Here is a 21445-nt window from a genome sequence, read left to right on the forward strand (position 1 = left end):
AACGCCCGCCCGGGGGAACGCCCGGGCCGCCGGCGAAGGCCGATGACGCCAGCCCGCAGGGCCAAGCGGCCGCGTACGGACCCGAGGCACACAGAGGTGCAACATACCCCCGACATACCGGGACGTGCTTAGATCTAGTCTCGGAGCGGCAGGTCGTCGAGGGCGGCCACGAGTTCAGCGTGGATTTCTTATGGCGCATATGCTGATCTTCGCGCGTGAACACGGGGAGATACATGCAGACCAGGAAGGATCTCTACCAGGCGCATCGAATGATGCAGCAGCGTCTGGGGATGGCCTTGCTGCAGGGGGAGCCGGACCTCCCCGAGTCGCCGATGCGCCGGCACAACGTGGGCACCTTCTGCGCTGTCCTGCTGGCGGTGCTCGTGCTCGCGATCTTCGGCATCTGGGGCCTGCTCAGCCCTGGTAACGCGACCAAACTCACCGACGCGGGTCAACTCCTCGTGGAAGAGGAAAGCGGTGCGACGTACGTCTACAGCCAGCAGGACAGGCGCCTGCTACCCGTGGCCAACTACGCCTCCGCCCGCCTGCTGCTCGACAGCCAGGAGATCACGGTACGCAGTGTGTCGGCCGCGTCGCTGGCCGACTTCGCCCGGGGCCCGGCCGTCGGCATCGTGGGGGCGCCCGACTCCCTGCCCACCAAGGACAAACTGGTGCACGGTCCGTGGTCGGTCTGCGTGGTCGAGGGGCCGGACGCCTCCGGCGGGCGCAAGCCGTACGTCTCGCTGATCGCAGGCACCGCGGTCGGCGGCACGGCGGTGGGGGAGTCCGCGATGGTCGTCGACGATGGACGGCAGACCTGGGTCCTGTGGGCCGACCGGCGGATGAGGGTGAACGCCAACGGCGTGCGCGCCCTGAACGCCCAGCCTCGGCAGGTCCCTCCGGCCTGGCTGAACGCCATCCCGGCGGGCCCCGACTTCGCCGCCCCCACGGTGCCGAACAGAGGCAGGAAGGTACGCGCCCCCAGCGGGCAGGTCACCGCTGTGGTCGGCCAGGTCTTCACCGTGCCAGGCGTGGCAGGCGCCGCCGCCCGCTGGTACGTGCTGCTCTCCGACGGCCTCGCGCCGATCACGGTCACCCAGGCCACGCTGCTGCTGGAGGAGCCCGCGAGCAGGAGGGCGTACGGCAGGCAGGCGGTGCGCCCCATCCAGATCGACGCCGCCACCGCGAACGCCTCCCCTTCACGACGCGCGATAGCGGGCGGCGGCCTGCCGGCCACCATGCCCAACGTCGTCACCCCTGCCATGTCGGCGCCGCACTGTGCGGTGTACGCCAACACGCGCAGCGGCTCGGCCCGCGCGACGCTGACGTACGGGAGCAGGGTGGGGATTCCCGCGCCGAACGGCACCGGCAGCCCTGAGCACTTCGACCAGGTGCTGCTCCCGCCGGGCGGTGGGGCGGTGGTGGGCCTGCTTCCGGCAGAGGGCCAGCAGACGGCGATCAGCAACTACTTCCTGCTCAGCGACCAGGGACGCAGGCACGCCATCCCCTCGCTGGAACAGGTGCAGAAGCTCGGCTACGAGGCCGCCGACGTCGCCCCGGTTCCCGCGCACATCCTGAACCTGATCCCCGAGGGACCGGCGCTCGACCCCGTCGCCGCGCGGTCACCACTGCGGATCGGCCAGTGAGTCAGGCGTTGCACCTCGCCTCCTCAGCCTCACGGTCAGCGAGGCCCGGCCGCGGCGAGGTGACGGGGTGACCGCCCGCCGGCTCACGTGGCGAGGTCGCGATACGTGCCACGGACGACCATCAAGCGGTCGAGCTGGAACCTGGACGGCTCGGCGTCACGCACCCGCTGCCCTCGGTCGGACCAGAACGCCTCCGCCGGAACCTCGTCCCTGCTCCTAGCCACCGTGAAGGGCATGCCTCTCCTCTTGTCCGCCAGGCCCTCCGGCCGTCCCGTGGCGACGAACCCCGTTCCGGCGATCTCCCGCCCGGTCACCGAGGTCCCGCCACCCGACGTGCCCTGGTATGAGCGGTCACGGCCTTACGCGGCTCTCGTGATCAAGGACGGCCCGGCCATGGGACGATCACGCGGGCTCCAGTTCGGGGATGCGCAGTTCCAAGCCGGTCGGCAGGTTGTTGGGGTCCGTGCCGATCAGTTCGCGGTTGTGCTCGTAGATGACCTCCCAGTAGCGGCCGTTGCCGTAGACCTGCTGAGAGATGGCCCAAAGTGTGTCGCCGGGGACGACGGTGTGGTTCTCGGGCGTCGTCGGCTCCGGCTCTGGCTCTGGCTCCGGCTCTGGCTCCGGCTCCGGCTCCGGCTCCGGCTCTGGCTCTGGCTCCGGCTCCGGCTCGGGCTCCGGCTTCGGCTCCGGCTTCTCCTCAGGGTTGAGGTTCTGCGGTCGGCGTCCACAGGTGCAGGGCTTGTCCGGCGGGCACTCGCAGGGCTCCTCCTCTTCCGGCGGGTCCCAGCCGGTGGGGTTGCTGATCCGGCGCATCCGTTCCCAGAGCTCCTGCTTCGTCTCGGGCTGCGTGGCCGGCCTGCCCGGCTGACCGGTGGGGGGCGGCTGGTTGATGAGGCTGTCGAGGTCACCCGTCGGAGCCGTCGGCTGTTCGATCTCCCAGGGCGGCACCGGGGGGGTGTGGCCGCGTCTCCGGAGGGCCTCCGCCAGTTCGTTGATCTGCTGCTCGTAGGCGTGCCGCTCATCGGCCGTGCGGGCCGCGTTCCACTTGTTCGCCAGCTGCCGGTGCTCGCCGTACCGGGCTGACAGGTACTCGTCTCGCTTGTCCGCTCGGGTCGCCCGCGACAGGGAGCGGCGGATGATGCCCTGGGCGGGGCGCTGCGCGACCGTGCTCGTGCCGCCTTGGCGTGGCTGCACCGCGCCCTGTTGCGGGGTGCCGGTGCTGGAAGGGGTCGCCGGTGAGCCGATCGGCACGCCGGACAACTCGTCGGCGATGTGCTGGGCGAAGTCGCCCTTGTCCGGTGCGGAGTTGTTCAACCAGCGCTGGTACATCGCGCGCAGGTCGGCCTGAGCCTGGTCCGCCTGGGCCAGCACGTCGGGTGCCAACCGGCTGAACGCCGAGGCGAACCCGCCGTCGGGCACCGTGCTGCGCAGCTTGCCGTCCGGGGTGGCGACGTAGGAACGTACGGTGCCGTCGGGGTCAAGCGCGTCGAGGCGGACGTCGGTGTCCAGTTCGCGTGCCAGCAGCCGGGCCCGGGTCACCGGGGTCGTCTGGCCGGTCCAGCCCGACTTCGCGGTGACCCGGACCTCCGTGTCCGGCCTCCGGCCGGCGGGCAGCTGCTTTCGCGCGGCTTCGGCCACGTCCTGGTAGAGGGTGGCCGGGTCGGCGTCCTCGGTGAAGAGGTCGTCGAGATCGATCGTGCTCACCGGCGTGCGCCTCCATCGCGCTCGCCAGCCGGAACGCTCGGACTCGCGGGTGAACTCCATGTCGAGGTTCCAGCCGTGATCGCGCCGGCCTTCGGTGCCGCGCTGGGTGTCCATCTCTCTCAGGCCGGACTCGAACACCGTCAGTTCGGCCTGACCGGTCGTGGCGTTCGACACCTCGATCCGCTTCTTGGACGTGGTGGACCGGTCGCGCTTCACGACCTTCCGCTCGGCCGCGACGTCGAACGTGACGGGCACCTTGATGCTGGCGGCGGTGCTCTTCTCGAAACGGCTGGTCTCGTTGCGGTTGCCGCTGCTGACCGCGGTGCGCATGGACGCCTTCCAGCCGGCGGAGCGGGTGCGCTTCAGGCCGAAGAAGCTCTCGAACTTGCTGAAGGAGTAGCTCCAGCTCTGATCGACGACGATCTCGATGGTGCGCTGGATCCGGCGCACCCTGCCGATCTCGGTGTCCTTGCGGCCCGAAACCATGACGTGCCGGTCCTTCGGCCTGGCCTTGATTGTCACCTCCACCACCACGCCCGGCTTGTTCGCGTGGGTGATCCGGAGGGTCGTGGATCCCTCGGTTTCGAGCATGTTGCGGAAGTTGGCGGCCGTCTGCATCTCCGTCAGGTGGTGTTCCAGCATCGCCTGGACGTTGCGGGCGTCCTTCGGGCCGAGCATGCTCTTGTCGGCCAGCAGGTCGTAGACCGCCTGGTACAGGCCGTCGGCCTCCAGGCCGTCCACCATGAAGGCGTCCGGCAACGCGATCGGCCGGGGGTCGGGGGTCGGGGACACCTTCTTCGGGTTGTCCGTGTCGGCCTTCGGGGTGACCATGGCGGCGTCGACGACCCGGGTCATGAATCCGTCGACCTTGACCACGACGGGCTCGCGCTTCGCCTCGCCCTTCGTGTCCTTCTGCGCGTCGGGGCCCTTCGTGTCCTGTTGCGCGTCGAGCGTCTCGCCGACGGTGACGGTGACCTTGATCGGGTGGCGGACCTTCACCGTGTTGAACGTGGCGACTCGTTCCAGCTCGGTCCACTGCTCGGCCTTGGTCGTCGAACTGGAGCTGCCCTGGCCGCCCGCTCCCGACACGCCGGCGCCCAAGCTGAACCCGGAGTCGACGCCGTCGACTCCCGCACCCACCTCGTCGCGTTCAGCGTCGTCCAGTCCGCCACCGGCCAGATCGCCGGGGTCCATCGACCCTTCGACGTTGACGTTGTAGGTGGACGACTTGCTGGACGACGTGGTCTCGCTGGAGTTGACGTACCGGTAGCGCTGCATGATGATTCCGCCCTTGAAGGTGCCGATCAGCTCGACCTCCTTGTCGTCGAACGTCATCACCAACCGGATGGGAATGTCTCCCGGCAGCACGGGCAGATTCCCCCGCGGGTGGGTTCCGTTGCGGGCCATCATCGCCCACCAGCGATCGCCCGCGTACTCCTTGAACAGGCTCTCCCGCAGCGCCGGATTCGCGGCCAGCTGTCCCTCCATGTACTCGTCGACGGCATCCGCCACGATCTTGTGCATGTCGACGGTCTGGTCCGGCTCGCCCTCCCTGCGCAAGTCGATCTTCGTGGGCCAGGACGGCCCCGTCGCTGCGAGCTCCCCCTTCTCCGGGTCCATCTCCTGGTCGATCTTCGCCAGCCGCTCCTCGACGTTGCGCACCTGTTCGATTTGCTGCCGGGTGTCCGCTTCGAGATGGTCCGACAGCTCCAGGAGTTTGTCGGTCAGCGCCTTCGCCGTGTGCTCGCCGGACAGCTCGGGCTCGGGAGTCCCGTCCTTTCTGGCGGCTGCCAGTTCCTGGAGGTAACGCTGGACCAGCTGGATCCGGGTGCCGCGGTCGATCTCCAGCTGGCCGTGCAGGAACCGCTCCACCGCGTCGGCCACCATATCCAGCGGCAGCTGCTGCTTGCCCTGGGCGTACATCTCCAGGACATCCTGTTCGGGCTTCGCGAACTGGTACCCGCCGTTCTTCGTCTCGATCGTCTCAGTCGTGTCCGAGCCCACCTTGCTGATCACGATGGTGGTCGCCAGCTCCGCCGCGAAGACATAGGCATCTTCAAGGCCGATGACCAGGGGTTCCATCCCCCAGGTCGGCCCCTCCCGTACCGAACTGCTGGTGCCCTTCGAACCGGATCTGCCGCCTCCGCCGCCGAACTTCGGCTCCTCGGCCTGGCTGAAACCTCTGCTGAGCGAGACGTTCGTGTCCCGGCCGCCGGACCGGCCGGAGGACGTGCCCTGGTCGCCGAGCGCGAGGTGGATGTCGCCGACCACCATCGGAGAGCGCAGGGGACGTCCCGAGTCGCCGACCTTACCCTTGATCGAGATCGACCAGCGACCGATCACCTTCGGGCACTCGGTCTGCAGGAACTCGGGGTGGGACATCAGGTTGGGGTTGCTCAGGAATTCGACGAGGGCGTGGTATTCCGCGGTGCCCGGCTTTATGCCGGTCCGTCTGACGATCTCGTCGAGGACGCTCACCGGCTTGGTCCGCTCGGCGTCCGCGGTGGCCTCGGCCACCGCGTCGGCCTGCTCCTCGGCCTGGCGCTCCAGCTCACGGGCGGCGTCCTGCTCGGCCACCACAGCGCTGCCGAGGTCCAGGGCCAGTTGGCGGGTTCCCGTGAGCAGTTCGTCGGACGTGGGGATCTTGACGTCGGGATGCGCAGGTCCGTCCTCGGGCAGCAGCGACGCGGGCATCGACTGGTGCATCCGCACCTTCGCCGCCCCGATCGGGTGCGACACCCCGTCGCTCGTCACCTCCTCGACACTGATCACGTCCAGCTCGGTGGTCTTCGCCGCGGGGCCCATCTGTTCCACGAGGTTCACCGTGTTGTCGGTGTCGTTGTTGTTCTCGCCGGAACTGCGGCCCAGGCCGCCCTTGAGACCTCCGCCCAGGGAGCCCTTGTTCTCGTCATCGAACTGCGCCTCGGCGCCGACCCCGACACCGCCTCGCCAGGAGGTCGACGCGCCGCGCGAGTTTCCGAGGGTCTGGGATGCGATGTGCAGCATCACATCGGTTTCCGCGTCGGTGTATTTGACGTACTCCCCGCCGTTGCGGGTGATCTTGATGCGGAGCGTGGTGTACTCCGGCTCCTGGTTGGCCCGCCGGTGCACGAGGAACACGTGGACGCCTTCCCCGGTGCACTGGTTGTAGGAGGCCTGCGACCGCAGGGCGGCGAGCTGCTTTTCCAGCTCCTTTTGGTTCTTGTCCTGGCTCTCCCGTTCCACCTTGTCCGATGGCACCTTGCCGTCCGGATCGGGCAGCAGACCGGGCTTCTGCGTACGCAGGTATGTCTCGACGTTGCTCCGGAGGGAGGCGAAGCTGGTGTCGTTCGCCGGGTCGGTGTCGTCCTCCAACGTCACCTGCGCGATCCCGACCCCGCGCACCTTGCCGGGACCGGTCCCCTGCCAGTCCGGCATCTCACCCTTACGGCCAGGCGGCGGCTCGGGCACGCCGTCGTCCCGCATGCGCTGCGCGCCGGACTCGTCCTGGACGAGCGCGGCCTTGTCGACCGGGAGCTTTCCGGGGTATGCGAGGTGCTCCGCCACCTGTGCCGTCACCGTGATCGGATCGTCGATGACCACCTCACGCGGTTTGCTCTCGCCGCGGACGTGCATGACGATCTTGACCTTCAGGGGGATGCCGTAGGTCTGGTTGTGACCGGACTTGCGTTTCACGACCGGGACGATCGACATGTCGTTCACGGCCACCCCGCTCGACTGCGAGGAGGAGGAGGCGGCGTTGAGACTCGCCTTCCCTGTCACGTTGTCCGGCTGCGGGCCCTGGTCGCCGGCGAGTTTGCCTTCCACGCCGCCGTTCACGTTCCCCGACTGGCCGGTCCCCTCCGACCTCATCGTCCCGGAGAACTCGACCTCCACATCCTCCCCGAGTTGCTCCGCACTCGGCGTTCCCACCGGCCTCGCGTCGATTCTCGACGTCCCGGGCACGACTACGGGCTCGGCCGTCATCTGAATATCCGCGATCGGGCGTCCATCGGGGGTGGTGAGGGGTTCCTGCACGCCGTCCGGGTTGTTGACCAGCTGGGGGATCCGGCTCCACAACCCTTCGACCATGCTGATGATCTGGTTGCGTGCCGTGGTGCCCACGTCGGCGACCCCGGGTCCCAGCGCCGCCACCGTCCGGTCGATCAACGCCTGCTGCCCGGTCACGCCGACGACCGCGAGGTTCGGCAGCTCCGGCACCTCATCCGGGTCCAGTTCGAGCTGAATCGTCTCTTCGGGGGCGTGCTCCACGAGGGCGTGTGAGATGTACATGTCCACCGTGTTCGCGTCGTCGACGGTGCCCTCGGAGACGACGGCGGTACGCGGGGCGCTCTCTCCCGCGACGCGGAGTTCCAGCGTGAAGTGACCGCCGCACACGTTGTACCGCGACGACGCTCCCCGGTTGTCCGTGACCGCGCCGGGCGTCACGAAACCGGTGGAGGCCACGGATTTCGAGCTGTTCGTGCCACTGCCGCGCGCGACGTTGGCACCGAAGAACTTCCCCACGGCTTCGATGGCGGCGTGAATGGCGCCGCCATCGATACCGCGGGCTTCGAGGGCGGCGTGAAAGGCGCCGCCGGGAGCCACCAGCTTCGCTAACTGCTCGGCCAGCCCGAACACGCTGAGCTCGCCCGACCGGCCGGCGTTGCGGCCGGTGGTGACCGTTTCCACGCGGTTTCCCTGCGCGAAGGAGCCGTGCATCACCTCCGACGCCGTCACCTCCGGATTGACGACCTCGACGAAATCGCCGGGCACCCATCGGACCCGCAGTTCACCGGCCTTCGTCTGCCCGAGCGAGAGCGTCGCGCCATCGCCCACCAGCCGGCGGGCCTCCGCCTGGAGCATCGCGTCCAGCTGGCTGGGAGTGAGGGTCTCGTCGACGCCGCCGGCTTTCAGCAGCGCGTTCGCCTCCTCGGCGATCTTGTTCCGGTACGGCAGGCGGCCGGTCAGCGATCCTGCGGGCAGCGCGGCATCCGGAGGCAGCGCCTCCTTCATCGCCTTGTGGAAGTCGGCGAGCCTGGCCTGGGCCTCCGCCGCCAGCCGGGCGACCTCGGCGGTCTGCGCGGCCGTCGGTCCCGGCTGCGATCGGGCGGCCAGATCCAGCGCCTGCGCCATGGCCTCGAACGCCGCGGCCGCGTTCTCAGCCTGATCGCGGGCCGTGCCGTACCTGCCGGCGATCCGCTGGTCACGAGCCGCCCTCTCCAGGTCCTTCTTCGCCCCCGCGCGCGCCACGTGACGCCGCGCCGGCGCCCCGCTGTCCCGCTCACCCTTGAGCTTCCGACCCGCCCGCTCCGCGTCCTCCGCCTTCTGCGCGGCCTCCAGGACGGCTGTCGCGCTCTTCTCGGTCTCCTGCGCACTTTCCGATCTGGTCGTCGCGCGTTCGTCCAGCAGGGCCCGGGCATCGCCCAGGTCGGCGGCCAGGGCCCGGGCCTGCGTGGCCAGGTCCGCGGCGGACGTGTTCGAGGTCAACGAGGCGAGGCCCTGGGACTGCTGGACGATCGTGTCCGCCGCTTCGGCCTGCGGCGTGGTCCGGAGCGCGGCGAACTCGTCCTGCGGTGTCCGCGCCGGCTTGTTCGCCTCCTCCCTCGCCTCGCGAGCGAGGTCACGCGCGCCGTCGCTCAGCAGGGCCGGGTCCATGCCGGCGTCCGGGTTGTCCATCAGGATCTCGACGACCACCTGCATGGCCGCTTCGGTGAACTCGGGAGACGATTCGGCCAGCAGGTGAAGGGCCGAGATCACGCCTTCCAGCGACGGCCTGCCGACGGCCCGGGCGATCTCGATGCCCAGCCAGGCCGCGGCCTCGGCAGCCAGCCGGGCCTGATCGGCGGCGTCACGGGTCCGCACCGTCAGGCGTTGTGCGATGAGGCTCATCGCGTCGGCGGAGAGATAGACGGCCTTGCCGTCCGGCCTGGCCAGCCGGGTGCGACCGTCCTGCAACAGCAACGCGTCCGGGGCCACGGCGGCCATGGCCTCGGCCAGCGCCGACTGGGCCAACGGCGACGGGGGCGGCGTATGCCCGCGAGCCCGCAGGTCACGCGCCACCCCTTCGAGTTCGAGTGTGTAGTGGTGCCGGTCGGCGGGGAGGACGGCGGCCTTCCATTTGCGGGTCAGGTACTGGTACTCGTTGAGCCGTGCCGAGACACAGGCGTCGTGGTTCCCGACAGTCCTGTCGGCAACCGCGACGCCTGCGTCTCGGTTCCCGGCAGAACTGCCGATGCCGACCGCCGCGAGGGCCCTGCGGATCACTCCCTGCCCGCCATTGCGGCGTGTCGCATCGACTTCCTGCAGGGTGTCGCTGATCTCGTGGATCAACACCCGCGGCACCACCGCCGTGTCCACCCGCGGCGCGATCCGCATCACATGGGGATCGGCCGCCGTCCCCTCGTGAACCTCCGTCCGTGCCACCAGATCGGAGGGCAGGCTCCCGACCTCCGCCCGGAAGTGCTGCACGCCCTGCCCTGGCGTCTCCACCATCAGCGTCATGCCGTCGGCTGACCACGCCCAACCGGTCACCCCTCTGCTCGCCCCGTTGCCGAAGTCCGTCGCCGCGACGTCCGTCATCGCGGTCGTGACCTCGTCAAGACTCAGATCCGCGCTCCCCGGCGGGCGTCCCGTGGCGACGAACGCGGTCCCGGGGATCTCCCGTCCGGTGACATGCCTGGGAGGGGTCTCGGAGGGTGGCGGCTGGTCGCCATCCGCTGGGCGGTCGTGTCGACGTAGCCGGGACCAAGCCCCACGAATTCCGCGTCTGCGAGACGGCTGTGCATGCGGGTGTGCATGCGGGTGTGCCTGGTCGCCTTCGGCTCGTGATCGGTCCCCAGGCGCGACCTGCCCGTGTGTGGCGTTGCCGGTGGTCTGCGTCTGCTCGGGTGTGGTGTCGCCGGAGACCTGCGTCCGCTCGGGGCCGGGACGCCCGTTCGTGTCGGCGTCGTGGGCCTGCTCGGTGTCTTGGGTGACGTTCGGGTCGGCGGCGATCTCCGGGGTGGCGGCGAGAGAGTCCGGGGCGGACTGCTGGCTCGGGTCCGGCGCGGCGTGCTGATTCGGGTCGCCCGCCGGGTCCGGCGCAGCCTGCTGGCTCGGGTCCAGCGCAGGATCCGGGGCGGACAGCTGGCTCGGGTCCTGCGTGGTGTGCTGATTCGGGTCACCCGCCGGGTCCGGCGCAGCCTGCTGGCTCGGATCGGGGCCGAGTTGGTTTGTCCGCGGTGTGGGCCGCTGGCCATCGGCGGTCTCCTCGAGGCGGGGAACCGTCCGCGAGTCCTGCGCAGGTGCGGACGGCGAAGTCGGCGTGAGGACATGGGTCTGGCCGCCGGTCTGGCCGCCGGTCTGGCCGCCGGGCCGGCCGCCGGGCTGGCCGCCCGGTTGCGGCGGGCCGGACGGGGTGGTGCCGTTGCCTGAGGAGTTCGACTCGCCGCCTTGGCCGGTGTTGCGCTGAGCACGCACCCCAGCGTCGGCCCTCTCACTTATCTCCTGCGCGTGGGTGAGCGCCGACCGCGGGTCGACGACCGCGCCTATGACATCGGTGCTGAACGGGCTGATCGTGTTCGTACGGCCCACCCCGCCCGTGAACGCGCCGAGAAGGGAGTCCTTTGTCGGCAGCGCGAACTCCCCGTACACCAGTCCGTTGGCGGCGAAGCCGGCCACCGGCGAGGTGACCACGTTGCTGAGACCCGTGTTGAGCATCCTGCCCGGGAAGCGCCTGAAAGCGTTGCCGATGCCGGCCCTGTCGCCCGCGGTGTTGTTCAGCCGTCTGATCAGCGGCAGCCGGTTCACCAGGCTGGAGACAGGCCGGGCGGCCCGCATGCCGAGCGCTGCCCCGGTCATGGCGCCCACTACTGCGGCCATGGTCCGCCGCCAATCCCAGCCCGCACGGGTGCCGCGGCGGTTCTGGTCGAGCTGGGTGTAGCCGTCGATGAAGACCTCTTCCCCGACCTCCTCGACCACCTCCCGGCCGGTGGGGGTGCTCAGCAGCCGCCCGACCGGGCCTTTGATCGAGGCGAGCCGCGTCAGGGGTCTGATGCCGCGGGTCGCCGCGGGAAGGCCCGCCACGCCGACCAGCCTCCGCAGGATGGCGTCGATGAAGGCGCGGCCGCGGGCGGCGATGGGGCCCATGAAGCTGGTGGTGGCGCCGGCGGAGAAGAACGCCACCACCAGGGCGATGAACGCCGCGATCACCGCGATCCAGAAGGCGACATTGATCGATATCTTGGAGTACTGCGTCTCCCGGGCGAAGCTGTCGTTCTGCGCGGCGTAGGCGTAGTGGTTGTTCGCCACCGCGAGCAGGCCGTCCTCCGCGGAGTAGTCGATCTCCAACCGGGCGATGAACGACTGCGTCGAGGGCCCGGCCCAGCCCTCCATGATCGACACGGCGGCGTTGTCCACGGGGTCGAGGGAGTCGAGCACGGCCTCGCAGGCCGCCCGATGAGCCCTGGCCAGTTCCCATGTCTTGCTCTCGCTGGCCTCCGGCCACGGCTGGCCCGCGGTCAGCATCGCGATCAGGTCGCTCGCCCAGGCGGGCAGCGACTCGCCCCACGCGGGCGTGATGTCGACGACGGACCCGCCGCCGTCGGCGAACTCCTCTTCCTGCGGCGGGGGAGGTGTGGGAGTGGTGGTCGTCCCGCCTGGGGAGCCGGGTCCCGCCACGTCAGATTCGTTCCAGGAGGCTACTTACCGACCTGGCCTGTTCCGCGTCCATTCCGGTGGCGTTCTCGACAGCGTGGCGGACCTGGGAACCGAGCTCGCCCACATCGCTGACGAACTCGCTGCCGCTGTTGATCGCGATGTTGGGCCCGTCACCCAGCATGTACGCGTTCTTGAACGCGATCCCCGCCGCGTCGCCTCCCCACGGCGCGGCGGCGCTGAGCCTCTGGACCTCCGCCACGGCGGCCTGCCACGCCCCGTCGAGGTCGGAACTCGCGGTCGTCCACCTGGATAATCCCCTGACCAGCGCCTGCGGGCGGATATCGACGTAGTCGATCTCGAACACAACGATCATCTCTCCTTCGGCAGTTGCCCGGACATCTGATCGAGCACCGCCTCAAGGTCACCTTCGAGATACAGCTTCATCTGTTCGGGAGCGACGAGCGGCTCGAAGTGTTCGACGACCTTCGCCTGGGCTTTGTCCGCGGCCCGCTGGATGGTCTCGGCGATGGAGTCCGCCAGCGCGCGTGCGTGCTGGCGGCGGTAGATGCGCGGATCGAGGTCCAGCCTGATGAGGTCGCCGCGCGCGCCGACCGTCGCCGTCACCAGCCCGTCCGGTGATCTCTCCGTCACCTGGACGGAACGAGCCTTCGCGTGTACGGCCGGCGCTTCCTGCTGCAGACGCAGGAAGTTGCTCCGAAGTTCGTCGGCATATGCCCGCAGGCCCCCCGCCTCCGCGTCATCCCCACGCAACGTGCATACTCCTGTCACATGATGTTCACATGGCTGTGATCACACACAACTTTTGGCATTGTGACAGTTAGACCAGTTGATCGGCTAGTGCCCTTGATGTCTGAAATTCCGTCAGGCTTCGAGGGGTACGGCGTGCTCGCGAAGATCGCGGACTTCCTCGCGGGCGACCCAGCGCCGGTGTACGCCCCGCTCGACGCGTTCCATCCCCAGTGCCCGCGCCACGGGCAGCAGCCCACCGGTGTACTCCACGAGCAGTTCACCCGCCCGCTCCTCGTGCACGCGGCACGGCGCGCCGCGCCACTCGCACACCGTCGTGACGTGAAAGATCGCCTCGCACTCCGCCGCCGGCACCGGACGCACGTAGCGACCGGCCGCCACCTCCGCGAAACCCTCCGCGGGCTCGGCACGGCACAGCCGTATCCACAGCCCGTCGTGGCGCGGATCGGGATTCGCGGGATAGTCGGTCCCGCGCCACCGCGCCCGGTAGGCGCTCATGACGTGGGCACCCGCGTGACCAGCAGCCAGCGCCCGGTGTCACCGTCGTAGATCGCGCGTCTGCGCTCGGTTCCCGCGTCGGTGAGTTCCACGATCTCGGAGGCGTGCGGCAGCCGTACGCCGTCGAGCTTGTACTCGCGGATGAGCTGGTCGACGTTCGGGACGAGCCCCATGCCGATGAACGGAGGTTCCTCGATCAGCCACCCCGCCACCGCGTTCATGCCCTCCTCATCGACCCCGCCGTACGGCGTGCGGTAGAGGTTCAGCCCGACCGCTCGCCAGCGCAGCAGGTGGACCGAGCCCTCATCGCTGAGCAGGCCGTCCTCGCCCGATCGTGCGAGGGAGTCCAGCAGCACGGTGGGGGTGGCGATGTGCTCGACGTCCAGCGCGTGGTGACAGTAGCCGGAGACCCTGGACTCCCCGTCGGCGAGGTAGGTGTACAGGTCCTCAACCGTCAGCGGCTTCTGCACCACGGGAAGCTCCGGCTCGGGGTGGGCGAGGCGGTCCTGGGCCAGCGAGGGAACGGCGAGCCTGGCCACGGTCCCCGGTTCCAGGAGGAAGTGGGCGGGCAGGCCGGGATTGACCGCCAGCCCCCAGCGGAGGTCGGGCCAGCCCGCGGCCAGTTCGGTCAGCGAGGTCACGCGCAGATGGGACACGGCGCCAGCGGTGGCCGCCCGCATGGCCTCGGCGGACGTGTAGGCGACCAGCCAGGTGCGATCGGCGCCCGTGACGGTCGGCCAGGCGAACGGAGGGTCATCGGCCGCGGGCAGGGCCAGCTCGCTGTCCCTGAGCATGCGCAGGCACAACGTGAGGTCACCGGCGTCGAAGGCCGCGGCCAGACGTCTCTCGAACGGGTTCGCCCACTCCTGCACGCGAGGGCTCAGATCGTGAAGTTCGGCATCATCGACGGCGGTTTCAAGGCGTTGGGGTCGAGCACCGTGGACTGCGTCAGACCGCCCGAAGCCGGGTCGTAGACGAGTGCCGCGCTGGTGAACTGCGGCGCTTCCAGTTTGATCGCCTCCATGGAGGGGAACTTGGCGGCGGTCGCGCTGTAGAGGTAGCTGACGCCGGTCAAGAGCAGGGAAGCCTTGAACACGAACTTCATCTGAAGATTGGCCACGGCGCCCACGCCCCTGGCGATGAGCATGCCTATTTTTATGAACCCCGGCCGCGAAGCGAACCAGGCGGGAGGATTGGCCAGGAGGAGCTTGCTGGCAAACGACAGGACGCTGACGGCGCCACCGGCGACGAAGCACGCCGCCCCCGCGATGTTGTAGAGGTCCGCCGCGCCGTCCAGGCTGTCCGCCACTCCTCTCCGCCGCTCGTCGAGCTGCGTCAGATAGCCCTGGAACTCATCCACCCTGGTCTCGAAGGCGGCGTGCGACGCGCCCTTCCAATTTCCGTCGTCCTTGATCAGCCGGGCCTGCTCGGCGAGATCGGCTCCGAGGTCCACGAGGCTCCCCGAGGACTGCTCGCTGCGCCACTGGCCGGCCGCGGACCGCATCGCGCTGGGGTCGCCGGCCATCATGAGCATCTGCCCGGCCATGGGCAGTGCCGAGGGAATGAGCAGAGCGGAGGCTGCCGACATGGCTGCTCCAGCCAGGAATCCAGACCGACCGTCCACTTCCATGCCTACTCCTCCTCCATGCCGATGACGGGCGGTGCGACTTCCTCGTCACCGAGCCAGGTGCTCTCGTCCTCGTTGAGTGCCGCGCCGCGGTCACGGTCCTGGCCGTCCTGGTTGCCGCTGCCGCCCATCATCGGGGCGAAGGGCATCATCGGCATCCCGGAGGCGGCGGTTCCCAGGCCACGGGCGGCGTTGCCCAGTCCGCTCGCCGCGCCTGGACCGACTCCCCCCGTGGACGACGACCCGCCGAGGCCGTTGCGGACGCCCGGGCCGACGTTTCGCTGGTCGACGGGCACCGAGTCGGGGGTGGGGGTTCGCAGGTCGGGGATGACGGGCTGCCGCAGCGCGTTCGGGTCGGTGGCGGCGAGCCTGGTGCCGGTCGGGTCGTCCGGATTCAGCCCGCTGGTGTTGGGCGCGTTGGGGTTGGGCGCGTTCGGGTCGGGCACGTTGGGATCGGGCACGTTGGGATCGGGCGCGTTCGGGTCGGGCACGTTGGGATCGGGCACGTTGGGATCGGGCGCGTTCGGGTCGGGCACGTTGGGATCGGGCAGGTTCGGGTCGGGCAGGTTCGGGTCGGGCAGGTTGGGGTCCGTGCCGCCCAGAGCCGACGGGTCGAATCCCGGTATCGTGCCGCCGCCGCCCGGGAACTCTTCCAGCGGATCCTCGGGGGCGGTGCTGGCCAGTTCGGCGTCCTCGGAGTTGTCGGCCACGTCCTGGAGCGCCTTCTTCCAGGACTCCAGGACGTCCTTACCGCTCGTGAGGGCATCGGCGGCGGTGTCCCTGACCGAGCCGTGCGCCCCGTTCAGACCGCCCCCGATGAGACCGAAGGTGTAGGGCGCCAGGTCGATGCCCTTCAAGGTGTCGCGCAGTTCGCTCAGGTTCTGCCCTCGGCCGGCCATGTCGTCCCCCAGAGTGCGGACCGCGCCGTGCTCCATGTGGAATTCCGGGTCCATGAGCCGGGGATCCACGGCCGCACCCGTCAGTCCAGGGGTGAGACCGGGAAAGACGCTGCCGCTTTCCTCATTCGATCCGGCCACAGTTACCCTCCATGACGAGGAAGCTGATCACTCAGATCTGCACACTATCGGGTGCACGGGACGTTGGGAGCGCTGCGGACACGCTCCTCGCAAATGAGATGATCCACTTCAATAACTATGAAAGTAACCAAAACTTAACGTAACCAGACACCAGTCGAGTTACCTGTGATCATTATTGTTAAATACGGCATCGCCCGATCGCCATGCGTCGGGTGCGTTTACAGCAACAGGAGGTGACCGTGGCACAGGTCAGCGAACAAGATCTCAGGGATGCCTTCGACTGGATCACCCAGTCCGCGGATCGAATCCGCGGCATCCAGCGGACTCTCGACACGGCGGGCGCCGATCTGAGCGTCGACTGGCAGGGCCGGTCGCAGCAAGCGTTCAGCCAGGTTCACTTGCTGTGGCACCAGCGCATCGACGTCATCCTGGGCAGCCTCCAGGGGCTCGCGGAGAGCATCCAGGCGAACAACGCGAACTATGCGGCGTTCAACGAAGACGCGGTCCAAGAGATCAACCAGATCGAAGCACTCATCAGCCAGGGCCCGCCGCAGTTCGGCCAGGGCCCGCCGCGGTAGTTGAGGTAGCCGCAGTACGCGACGCTGACTGGTCTGAGTGAACGGAGAGACAACGATGGACTTCGACATAACGAAGGTCAACTTCACCGGGCTCGACACCGGCGAGACGGCCTTCCAGACGGCCTTCAACAGCCTCGTCGGCGAGCTGGAAGACCTGGAGAACAAGCTCAACGCCAAGACCGCGATCTGGGAGGGCGGGGCCAAGGACGCCTATGAGGCCACCCGTCGGACATGGCAGACAGAGGCGAAGGGCCTGGCCGACATCGTCTCGATCATGGCCAAGAACATCAAGGTCACCAACATGAACATGCAGGACGTCGAGCGCATCAACACCGCGATGTTCGACGGCAAGTGAGCGGGCGGGTGTCCCACCCGGTGGAAGGGCACGGATTCCGGTCATCGACGGAGGAATGACAGATGGGCGCCGACGGTGGTCTCGATGTCAACCACAGGGCGATCAAGGACGCACGGGACGCGCTTGAGGACGTGCTTGACGACCTCGTGCCCGGCTCATCCGAGAACGATGTGACGGCCGTCGCCTTCCCCGTGGGCGGGGCGGTGTCACAGCTCGCGGCGGACCCGGCGGCGCTGGGCGGCCAATGGGCCGCGGCGACGGGTTTCCGCATGAGCTTCACCAATGCTCAGATGGCGATCGAAGCCTCGTACGCGGAGATCGCGATGATGCTCGACGCCGCGGTCGTCCGGTTGGATCAGGCGTACAAGAACTACGGCACCGCCGAGGAAGCGGGGACCGGGCCCACGCTCGAGGTCTAGCCGAACGGCGGAAGCGCTGGAGGAGGGGTTGTGGTCCAGAGGACGGCGGCCATCAGGGCGACGATCGACGCATCGTCGTCCGAAGGCATCATGCTCGAGATGTTGCGGACGGCGTTGCAGAGCAGCAAGCCGGAGCTGATCACGCAGGCGGCGGCCGAGTTCACGGGGGTCCGCGACAAGCTGGAGCGCCTGCTTGACGTACTGGAACAGCATCAGGCCGCCCTGGACGAGCACTGGACGGCGGGCGACGACGCCACGCAGGTGAAGGAACAACTGCGCAAGCTCAAGCTGTCGACCGTGGAGGTGGTGCAGTCCATCCGCGCCACGGACCAGGGCAGGGGCGCGCCGTCGGGCGTCGAACTGGACACGGAGGATGCCGTGCCGCTGGGCATGGTGCCCGCCATGGACAACTACGCCTCGATCCTGGCCTCCTCCCGAGACGACGTGCCCGATGACACCGAACAGGAAGTGGACATGGGGGAGGCGGCCTTGCAGGGTGCCGGCGCCGGCGCCCTCGCCGGTGCGGGCATAGGCGTATGGTTCGCCGGTGTCGGAGCCGCGCCCGGCGCGATCATCGGCGGCGTCGTCGGCGGCATCGGGGGCGCGGTCGGCAGCAGCCTCGGGGGAGACGGGCCCTTGTTCAACCTGTGGGGGGAGACCAAGGCGGAGGAAGACCTCAGGAAGGCCGAGGAGCACCTCGCAGCGCTGACCACCGCGACCGCCCTGGCCAACGACAACTTCCCCGTGTTGCTGCGGACCGACATCCCGCAGTTCGACGATCCGGGAACGCCGTTCGATCCGGGGGACAGTACCTGGCCCGGAGAGATACCCGGCGGCACGATCCCGGCGGGGTTCACCCCGCCGTACGATCCGGCCCTGTCGGGCGACCTCAACGACCCGAACCCGTACGCGCCCGGCCTGGGCGACGACGGGACATGGCCCGACCCACCCGGCCAGGACGGGACAGGACCGGACGGGACAGGACCGGACGGGACAGGGCCGGACGGGACAGGGCCGGACGGTGCCGATCCGAACCATCCCGGCACGAGTACCCTGCCCACCGCCGCCGTCCCCACGACCAGCGGCACCGGGCTGCCGGAAGGATCGACCCTCGACACCTCACTGGCCACGCACAACGGGCAGGGCCTCGACTCGGCGACGAACCTCGGCACCTCGGGCAACGGGCAGAACGGCCTCGGCACCGTCATCGGCAACGGCTCCACAGGCGGTGGTGGCACCGGCTACGGCTCAGGCGGCGGTGTGCCCATGACGGCCGCGGGCGCCGGCGCCCGCCTTCCCGGTAGTGGGATGAACGGCATGATGCCCTTCATGCCGCACGCCGGCGGCGGCGGCCAGGGCGAGGAGGACCGGGAGCGATCCACCTGGCTGCTGGAGGACGACGACATCTTCACCAGCGACCAGGCGGTGATCCCGCACCGCCTCGACCATTCGGCGCGGGACGGGAAGTGAGCGCGGCGGCCGGCGGTCTTGAGCTTCCGGAGGACTGGCCAGGGCTCGGCGATGAGAACGCCGAGGTCTACCTGGACCACCTGCGGGTCGAGGAGGTCCTCAAGACGCTGCGGGCCGCTCTGCGCTCCCTGGAGGGTGAGCCCGCGAACGGAGCGCTGAGCGGCCAGGGGACGGTCGGCGAGGTCCGGAACGCCGGTCGTGTCGGCCCCGCGGAGACGGGGAGCTGGGCGAACGCCGACCACTTCGGCCGGAACGCCACGCAGGCCTCCGAGGTGTTGGGCGACGGCTACCGGCGACTCGCCGAGCAGATAGCAGCGATGATCACCATGGTCGAGAAGGCCGTCACGAACTATGAGAAGGGGCACGCGCGCAGCAGCGTGTGAGCCCGGGGCAGGGGAATCACCATGGGGTCCGGTTCCGGCTGGGAGCCGATCAAGCGGTCTTCCTCCCTCCAGGGTGACAGTGTCGGCGAGCTCACGAGGGAGGGGGTCACGTCGGCGCTGGCCGGCGCCGACCCCGCCGCGGTCGAGCGGGCGGGACGGGTGTTCCTGCACGCGTCGGACCTGCTCGGCCGGCCCGGATACGACGAGGCCGGGGTCCGCGGCACCCTACGCCGGGTGGCCGCCGAACTGGCGGAGGCGTGGACCGGCGAGGCGGCCGTCTCGGCGCAGCACGCACTGCGCAAGCTGTACGCCACGGCGGGCTCGCTGGGCGAGGCGATGCACTCGACCGGCGACCCGCTCCTCGCGTACGGCGAGCGGCTACGCCACTATCGCGACACCGTGCCCGGCGACCCCTCCCAACCGCCGCCGGACCGCGACGAGGCGGCGCGGGAGCATCTCCGCGCGCTCAACACCGAGATCGCGGGGCTCGACGACGCCCTCCCCGATGGCGTCGCCTACGATCTGCCCCTGTTCGAGCCCGGCGACGTCGACCCCTGGCAGGCCACGCCGATCGGCGTCTGGTCCGATCCGTCGCCGGGCATCGACGACGGCACAGACGGGAGCACAGACGGGGGGAGCACAACCGGGAGCACAATCGGGAGCACAGCCGGGAGTACAGCCGGGAGCACGGCGTTCACCGTGGGGCCCGCCGAGGTCCTGCCGGGGACGGCCGATCCGGGCGTCGGGCCGCGGCCGGGCGGCGACGGAGAGGCTCCCGCCGTCATCGGCGGGACCGGTTCCAACCTGCGGACCGAATTCGCGGGCGCTGATCCGATGCCGCCGAACGTCCAGCCGCCGAGCCCGCCGACCGCTCCGCCGGTGCTGACCACCACCTCCTACGGCGACAGGGTCACGGCCATGCCCGTCACCCCGGTCGCCATGCTTCATTCGCCCGGCGGGGTGATCGGCACCGGCAACGGGGCCAACAGCGCCACCACCACCAGCGAAAGCGGCCCGCGAGGCGAATCCGGGGAGGGCGCGGTGGCACCCGCCCTGATCGGCACCGCGAGGGAAGGGCACGAGGAGACGAGGCACTCCATGCCCTTCATGCCCATGATGGGCGGCGGCGGCGGAGCGGACGGTGGCGACGAGCGGGACCGTACGTTCTACGACGCGGAACCCGAGGCGTGGCGGATCAGCACCGGTGCCGGTCCCGACCGCATCGGCTGAGCGGCCACAGCGGTCGGATGCCCGCGGTCAGAGATCGAGACGGCGGCTGATGCGGTCCAGTTCGCCCATCACGTCATTGAACGTGCGGTTGTACGCGGCTTCCGCTTCGCGCACCTGTGCGGTCGCGGCCTCGGGGTCGGTGAGGAACCGCATCGGGTTGTTCTCCGCACCGAGAACCTCGCTCATCCCCTCGTCGATCTGGCGCTGCAGGTCGGCCGTGGCCGCACGCACCACCTCTTTGACGCGCTCGGCCAGCTCGCCCGAGCTCAGGCGCATCGCCTTGGGGTGGATCAGCAACTCGCTCAGACCGTCGGCGCCGTACTCCGCGGTGACGAGGTTGTCCTCGTCCTGCGCGCGGCCCACGACCGACGCGAGGGTCTTCTCCAGCTCCTCGAGCTTCTCCGTATGGGCGTTGGCCTTGTTCATGAACGCCTCTACATCGAAGTCGTTGCCGAAGCTCTCGCTCACGAACCCCCCCATGACCACAGGCACCATCAGCACCATAACCCACCAGTCGTGCGGTAGGTGGCCCTACTTCTGACCAGGAACGACCGTGTTGTGAATTTGTCGTAAACAAATGCCGCTCACCTGCGAAGACGCCGTTCGCGACGCGGCGAGACGGTGATAATGGTATCTCGTGTCAGATTTAACTCCTGCCCCCGGGACACCGGCCACACCACTGATGCTGAGCCCGTGCTCGCATACGCCGGCGTGCCCCCCACCGGGCCCCTGCCCGCCACAGACGTCGGCGGTGGACGCCTCGGCGGTACACGCGCAGTACGGCGAATCCGCCCAGCCCGGCTACGAGGTCGCCGCGGGCTACATCACGAAGCTCGCCGACACGATGGACGGCTCAGCCGCCACGGCCGAAGATCTGCTTAACGGCACCCCTCGGTTCGAGGGGTGGAACCTCGTCCCGCTCGCCGGCATTCCGCTCGTCGGGCTCCCGTTCGTCCAGCGGATCAACGTCATCGCCGACGAATGGGCGTTCGGCGCGGGAATTCTCAGGGATGTCCTCTGGGACGACAGCAACCGGCTGTACAGGGCCGCGGGAAACTACATCGCCGTGGAGCAGGCGAGCGCCATGCACGACGAGCCCAGCTGAGGAAGG

The 21445-nt window shown here is 69.3% G+C and carries 17 protein-coding genes; 8 read left to right on the forward strand and 9 right to left on the reverse strand.

From position 1 onward, the window contains the following. Window positions 1–233: 233 nt before the first annotated feature. The gene (gene eccB / locus MBA17_RS37375; RefSeq protein ID WP_238502295.1) at window positions 234–1646 is read left to right on the forward strand and encodes a type VII secretion protein EccB; all 1413 of its coding nucleotides are present in this window, start codon (window positions 234–236) and stop codon (window positions 1644–1646) included. Window positions 1647–1729: 83 nt separating this feature from the next. Here eccB and MBA17_RS37380 read toward each other — a convergent pair whose 3' ends face one another. The 8 genes from MBA17_RS37380 to MBA17_RS37415 form a co-directional block, all read right to left on the reverse strand. Continuing rightward, window positions 1730–1882: a hypothetical protein gene (locus MBA17_RS37380; protein ID WP_238502296.1), complete on the reverse strand. Its 153-nt coding sequence runs from the start codon at window positions 1880–1882 to the stop codon at window positions 1730–1732. Between the two features lie 166 nt (window positions 1883–2048). Then, window positions 2049–11990 (reverse strand): WXG100-like domain-containing protein, encoded by a 9942-nt coding sequence (locus tag MBA17_RS37385; protein WP_238502297.1) that lies wholly within the window; start codon window positions 11988–11990, stop codon window positions 2049–2051. 1 nt (window position 11991) lies between these two features. Further along, window positions 11992–12342, reverse strand: a complete 351-nt coding sequence (locus MBA17_RS37390) for a hypothetical protein (RefSeq protein WP_238502298.1) — start codon at window positions 12340–12342, stop codon at window positions 11992–11994. Further along, the gene (locus MBA17_RS37395; protein WP_238502299.1) at window positions 12339–12740 is read right to left on the reverse strand and encodes a YbaB/EbfC family nucleoid-associated protein; all 402 of its coding nucleotides are present in this window, start codon (window positions 12738–12740) and stop codon (window positions 12339–12341) included. Before MBA17_RS37395 ends, MBA17_RS37390 begins: the two co-directional genes overlap by 4 nt. 111 nt (window positions 12741–12851) lie before the next feature. Further along, complete coding sequence (locus MBA17_RS37400; RefSeq protein WP_238502300.1) at window positions 12852–13235, reverse strand: hypothetical protein; 384 nt, start codon at window positions 13233–13235, stop codon at window positions 12852–12854. Next, a complete protein-coding gene (locus tag MBA17_RS37405; RefSeq protein WP_238502302.1) occupies window positions 13232–14107 on the reverse strand; it encodes an SseB family protein in 876 nt (291 codons plus the stop codon). Before MBA17_RS37405 ends, MBA17_RS37400 begins: the two co-directional genes overlap by 4 nt. 8 nt (window positions 14108–14115) lie before the next feature. After that, entirely contained in the window at window positions 14116–14823 is a 708-nt protein-coding gene (locus MBA17_RS37410; protein WP_238502303.1) for a WXG100 family type VII secretion target, read from the reverse strand. Window positions 14824–14867: 44 nt separating this feature from the next. Then, window positions 14868–15899: a hypothetical protein gene (locus MBA17_RS37415; protein ID WP_238502304.1), complete on the reverse strand. Its 1032-nt coding sequence runs from the start codon at window positions 15897–15899 to the stop codon at window positions 14868–14870. Between the two features lie 239 nt (window positions 15900–16138). On the opposite strand from MBA17_RS37415, the gene MBA17_RS37420 reads away from it, so the two are divergent. The 6 genes from MBA17_RS37420 (at window position 16139) to MBA17_RS37445 (ending at window position 20334) form a co-directional block, all read left to right on the forward strand. Further along, the gene (locus tag MBA17_RS37420) at window positions 16139–16477 is read left to right on the forward strand and encodes a WXG100 family type VII secretion target (protein WP_238502305.1); all 339 of its coding nucleotides are present in this window, start codon (window positions 16139–16141) and stop codon (window positions 16475–16477) included. A gap of 55 nt (window positions 16478–16532) precedes the next feature. Further along, window positions 16533–16832, forward strand: a complete 300-nt coding sequence (locus MBA17_RS37425; RefSeq protein ID WP_238502306.1) for a WXG100 family type VII secretion target — start codon at window positions 16533–16535, stop codon at window positions 16830–16832. Between the two features lie 62 nt (window positions 16833–16894). Next, window positions 16895–17251 (forward strand): hypothetical protein, encoded by a 357-nt coding sequence (locus MBA17_RS37430; protein ID WP_238502307.1) that lies wholly within the window; start codon window positions 16895–16897, stop codon window positions 17249–17251. Window positions 17252–17281: 30 nt separating this feature from the next. After that, window positions 17282–18721: a WXG100 family type VII secretion target gene (locus tag MBA17_RS37435; protein WP_238502308.1), complete on the forward strand. Its 1440-nt coding sequence runs from the start codon at window positions 17282–17284 to the stop codon at window positions 18719–18721. Then, complete coding sequence (locus tag MBA17_RS37440) at window positions 18718–19104, forward strand: hypothetical protein (protein WP_238502309.1); 387 nt, start codon at window positions 18718–18720, stop codon at window positions 19102–19104. The genes MBA17_RS37435 and MBA17_RS37440 overlap by 4 nt, the downstream gene beginning before the upstream one ends. Before the next feature lie 21 nt (window positions 19105–19125). After that, window positions 19126–20334, forward strand: coding sequence for a WXG100 family type VII secretion target (locus tag MBA17_RS37445; protein ID WP_238502310.1), 1209 nt, complete (start codon window positions 19126–19128; stop codon window positions 20332–20334). Window positions 20335–20361: 27 nt separating this feature from the next. Here MBA17_RS37445 and MBA17_RS37450 read toward each other — a convergent pair whose 3' ends face one another. Then, window positions 20362–20838 carry a YbaB/EbfC family nucleoid-associated protein gene (locus tag MBA17_RS37450; protein WP_238502311.1) on the reverse strand — a complete coding sequence of 159 codons (477 nt, stop codon included), beginning with the start codon at window positions 20836–20838 and terminating at the stop codon, window positions 20362–20364. 247 nt (window positions 20839–21085) lie between these two features. On the opposite strand from MBA17_RS37450, the gene MBA17_RS37455 reads away from it, so the two are divergent. Beyond that, window positions 21086–21439 carry a hypothetical protein gene (locus MBA17_RS37455; RefSeq protein WP_238502312.1) on the forward strand — a complete coding sequence of 118 codons (354 nt, stop codon included), beginning with the start codon at window positions 21086–21088 and terminating at the stop codon, window positions 21437–21439. Window positions 21440–21445 lie beyond the last annotated feature (6 nt).

The organism is Dolomitihabitans soli (genome assembly GCF_022213955.1).
In the GTDB taxonomy this organism is placed as follows: Bacteria; Actinomycetota; Actinomycetes; order Streptosporangiales; family Streptosporangiaceae; genus Streptosporangium_A; species Streptosporangium_A soli.

What these genes read in the sequence shown, in the direction of transcription:
- eccB (WP_238502295.1), top strand. Translation starts at nt 234, where the DNA reads ATGCAGACCAGGAAGGATCTCTACCAGGCGCATCGAATGATGCAGCAG.
- MBA17_RS37380 (WP_238502296.1), bottom strand. Translation starts at nt 1,882, where the DNA reads ATGCCCTTCACGGTGGCTAGGAGCAGGGACGAGGTTCCGGCGGAGGCG.
- MBA17_RS37390 (WP_238502298.1), bottom strand. Translation starts at nt 12,342, where the DNA reads ATGATCGTTGTGTTCGAGATCGACTACGTCGATATCCGCCCGCAGGCG.
- MBA17_RS37400 (WP_238502300.1), bottom strand. Translation starts at nt 13,235, where the DNA reads ATGAGCGCCTACCGGGCGCGGTGGCGCGGGACCGACTATCCCGCGAAT.
- MBA17_RS37410 (WP_238502303.1), bottom strand. Translation starts at nt 14,823, where the DNA reads ATGTCGGCAGCCTCCGCTCTGCTCATTCCCTCGGCACTGCCCATGGCC.
- MBA17_RS37425 (WP_238502306.1), top strand. Translation starts at nt 16,533, where the DNA reads ATGGACTTCGACATAACGAAGGTCAACTTCACCGGGCTCGACACCGGC.
- MBA17_RS37430 (WP_238502307.1), top strand. Translation starts at nt 16,895, where the DNA reads ATGGGCGCCGACGGTGGTCTCGATGTCAACCACAGGGCGATCAAGGAC.
- MBA17_RS37445 (WP_238502310.1), top strand. Translation starts at nt 19,126, where the DNA reads ATGGGGTCCGGTTCCGGCTGGGAGCCGATCAAGCGGTCTTCCTCCCTC.
- MBA17_RS37450 (WP_238502311.1), bottom strand. Translation starts at nt 20,838, where the DNA reads ATGGTGCTGATGGTGCCTGTGGTCATGGGGGGGTTCGTGAGCGAGAGC.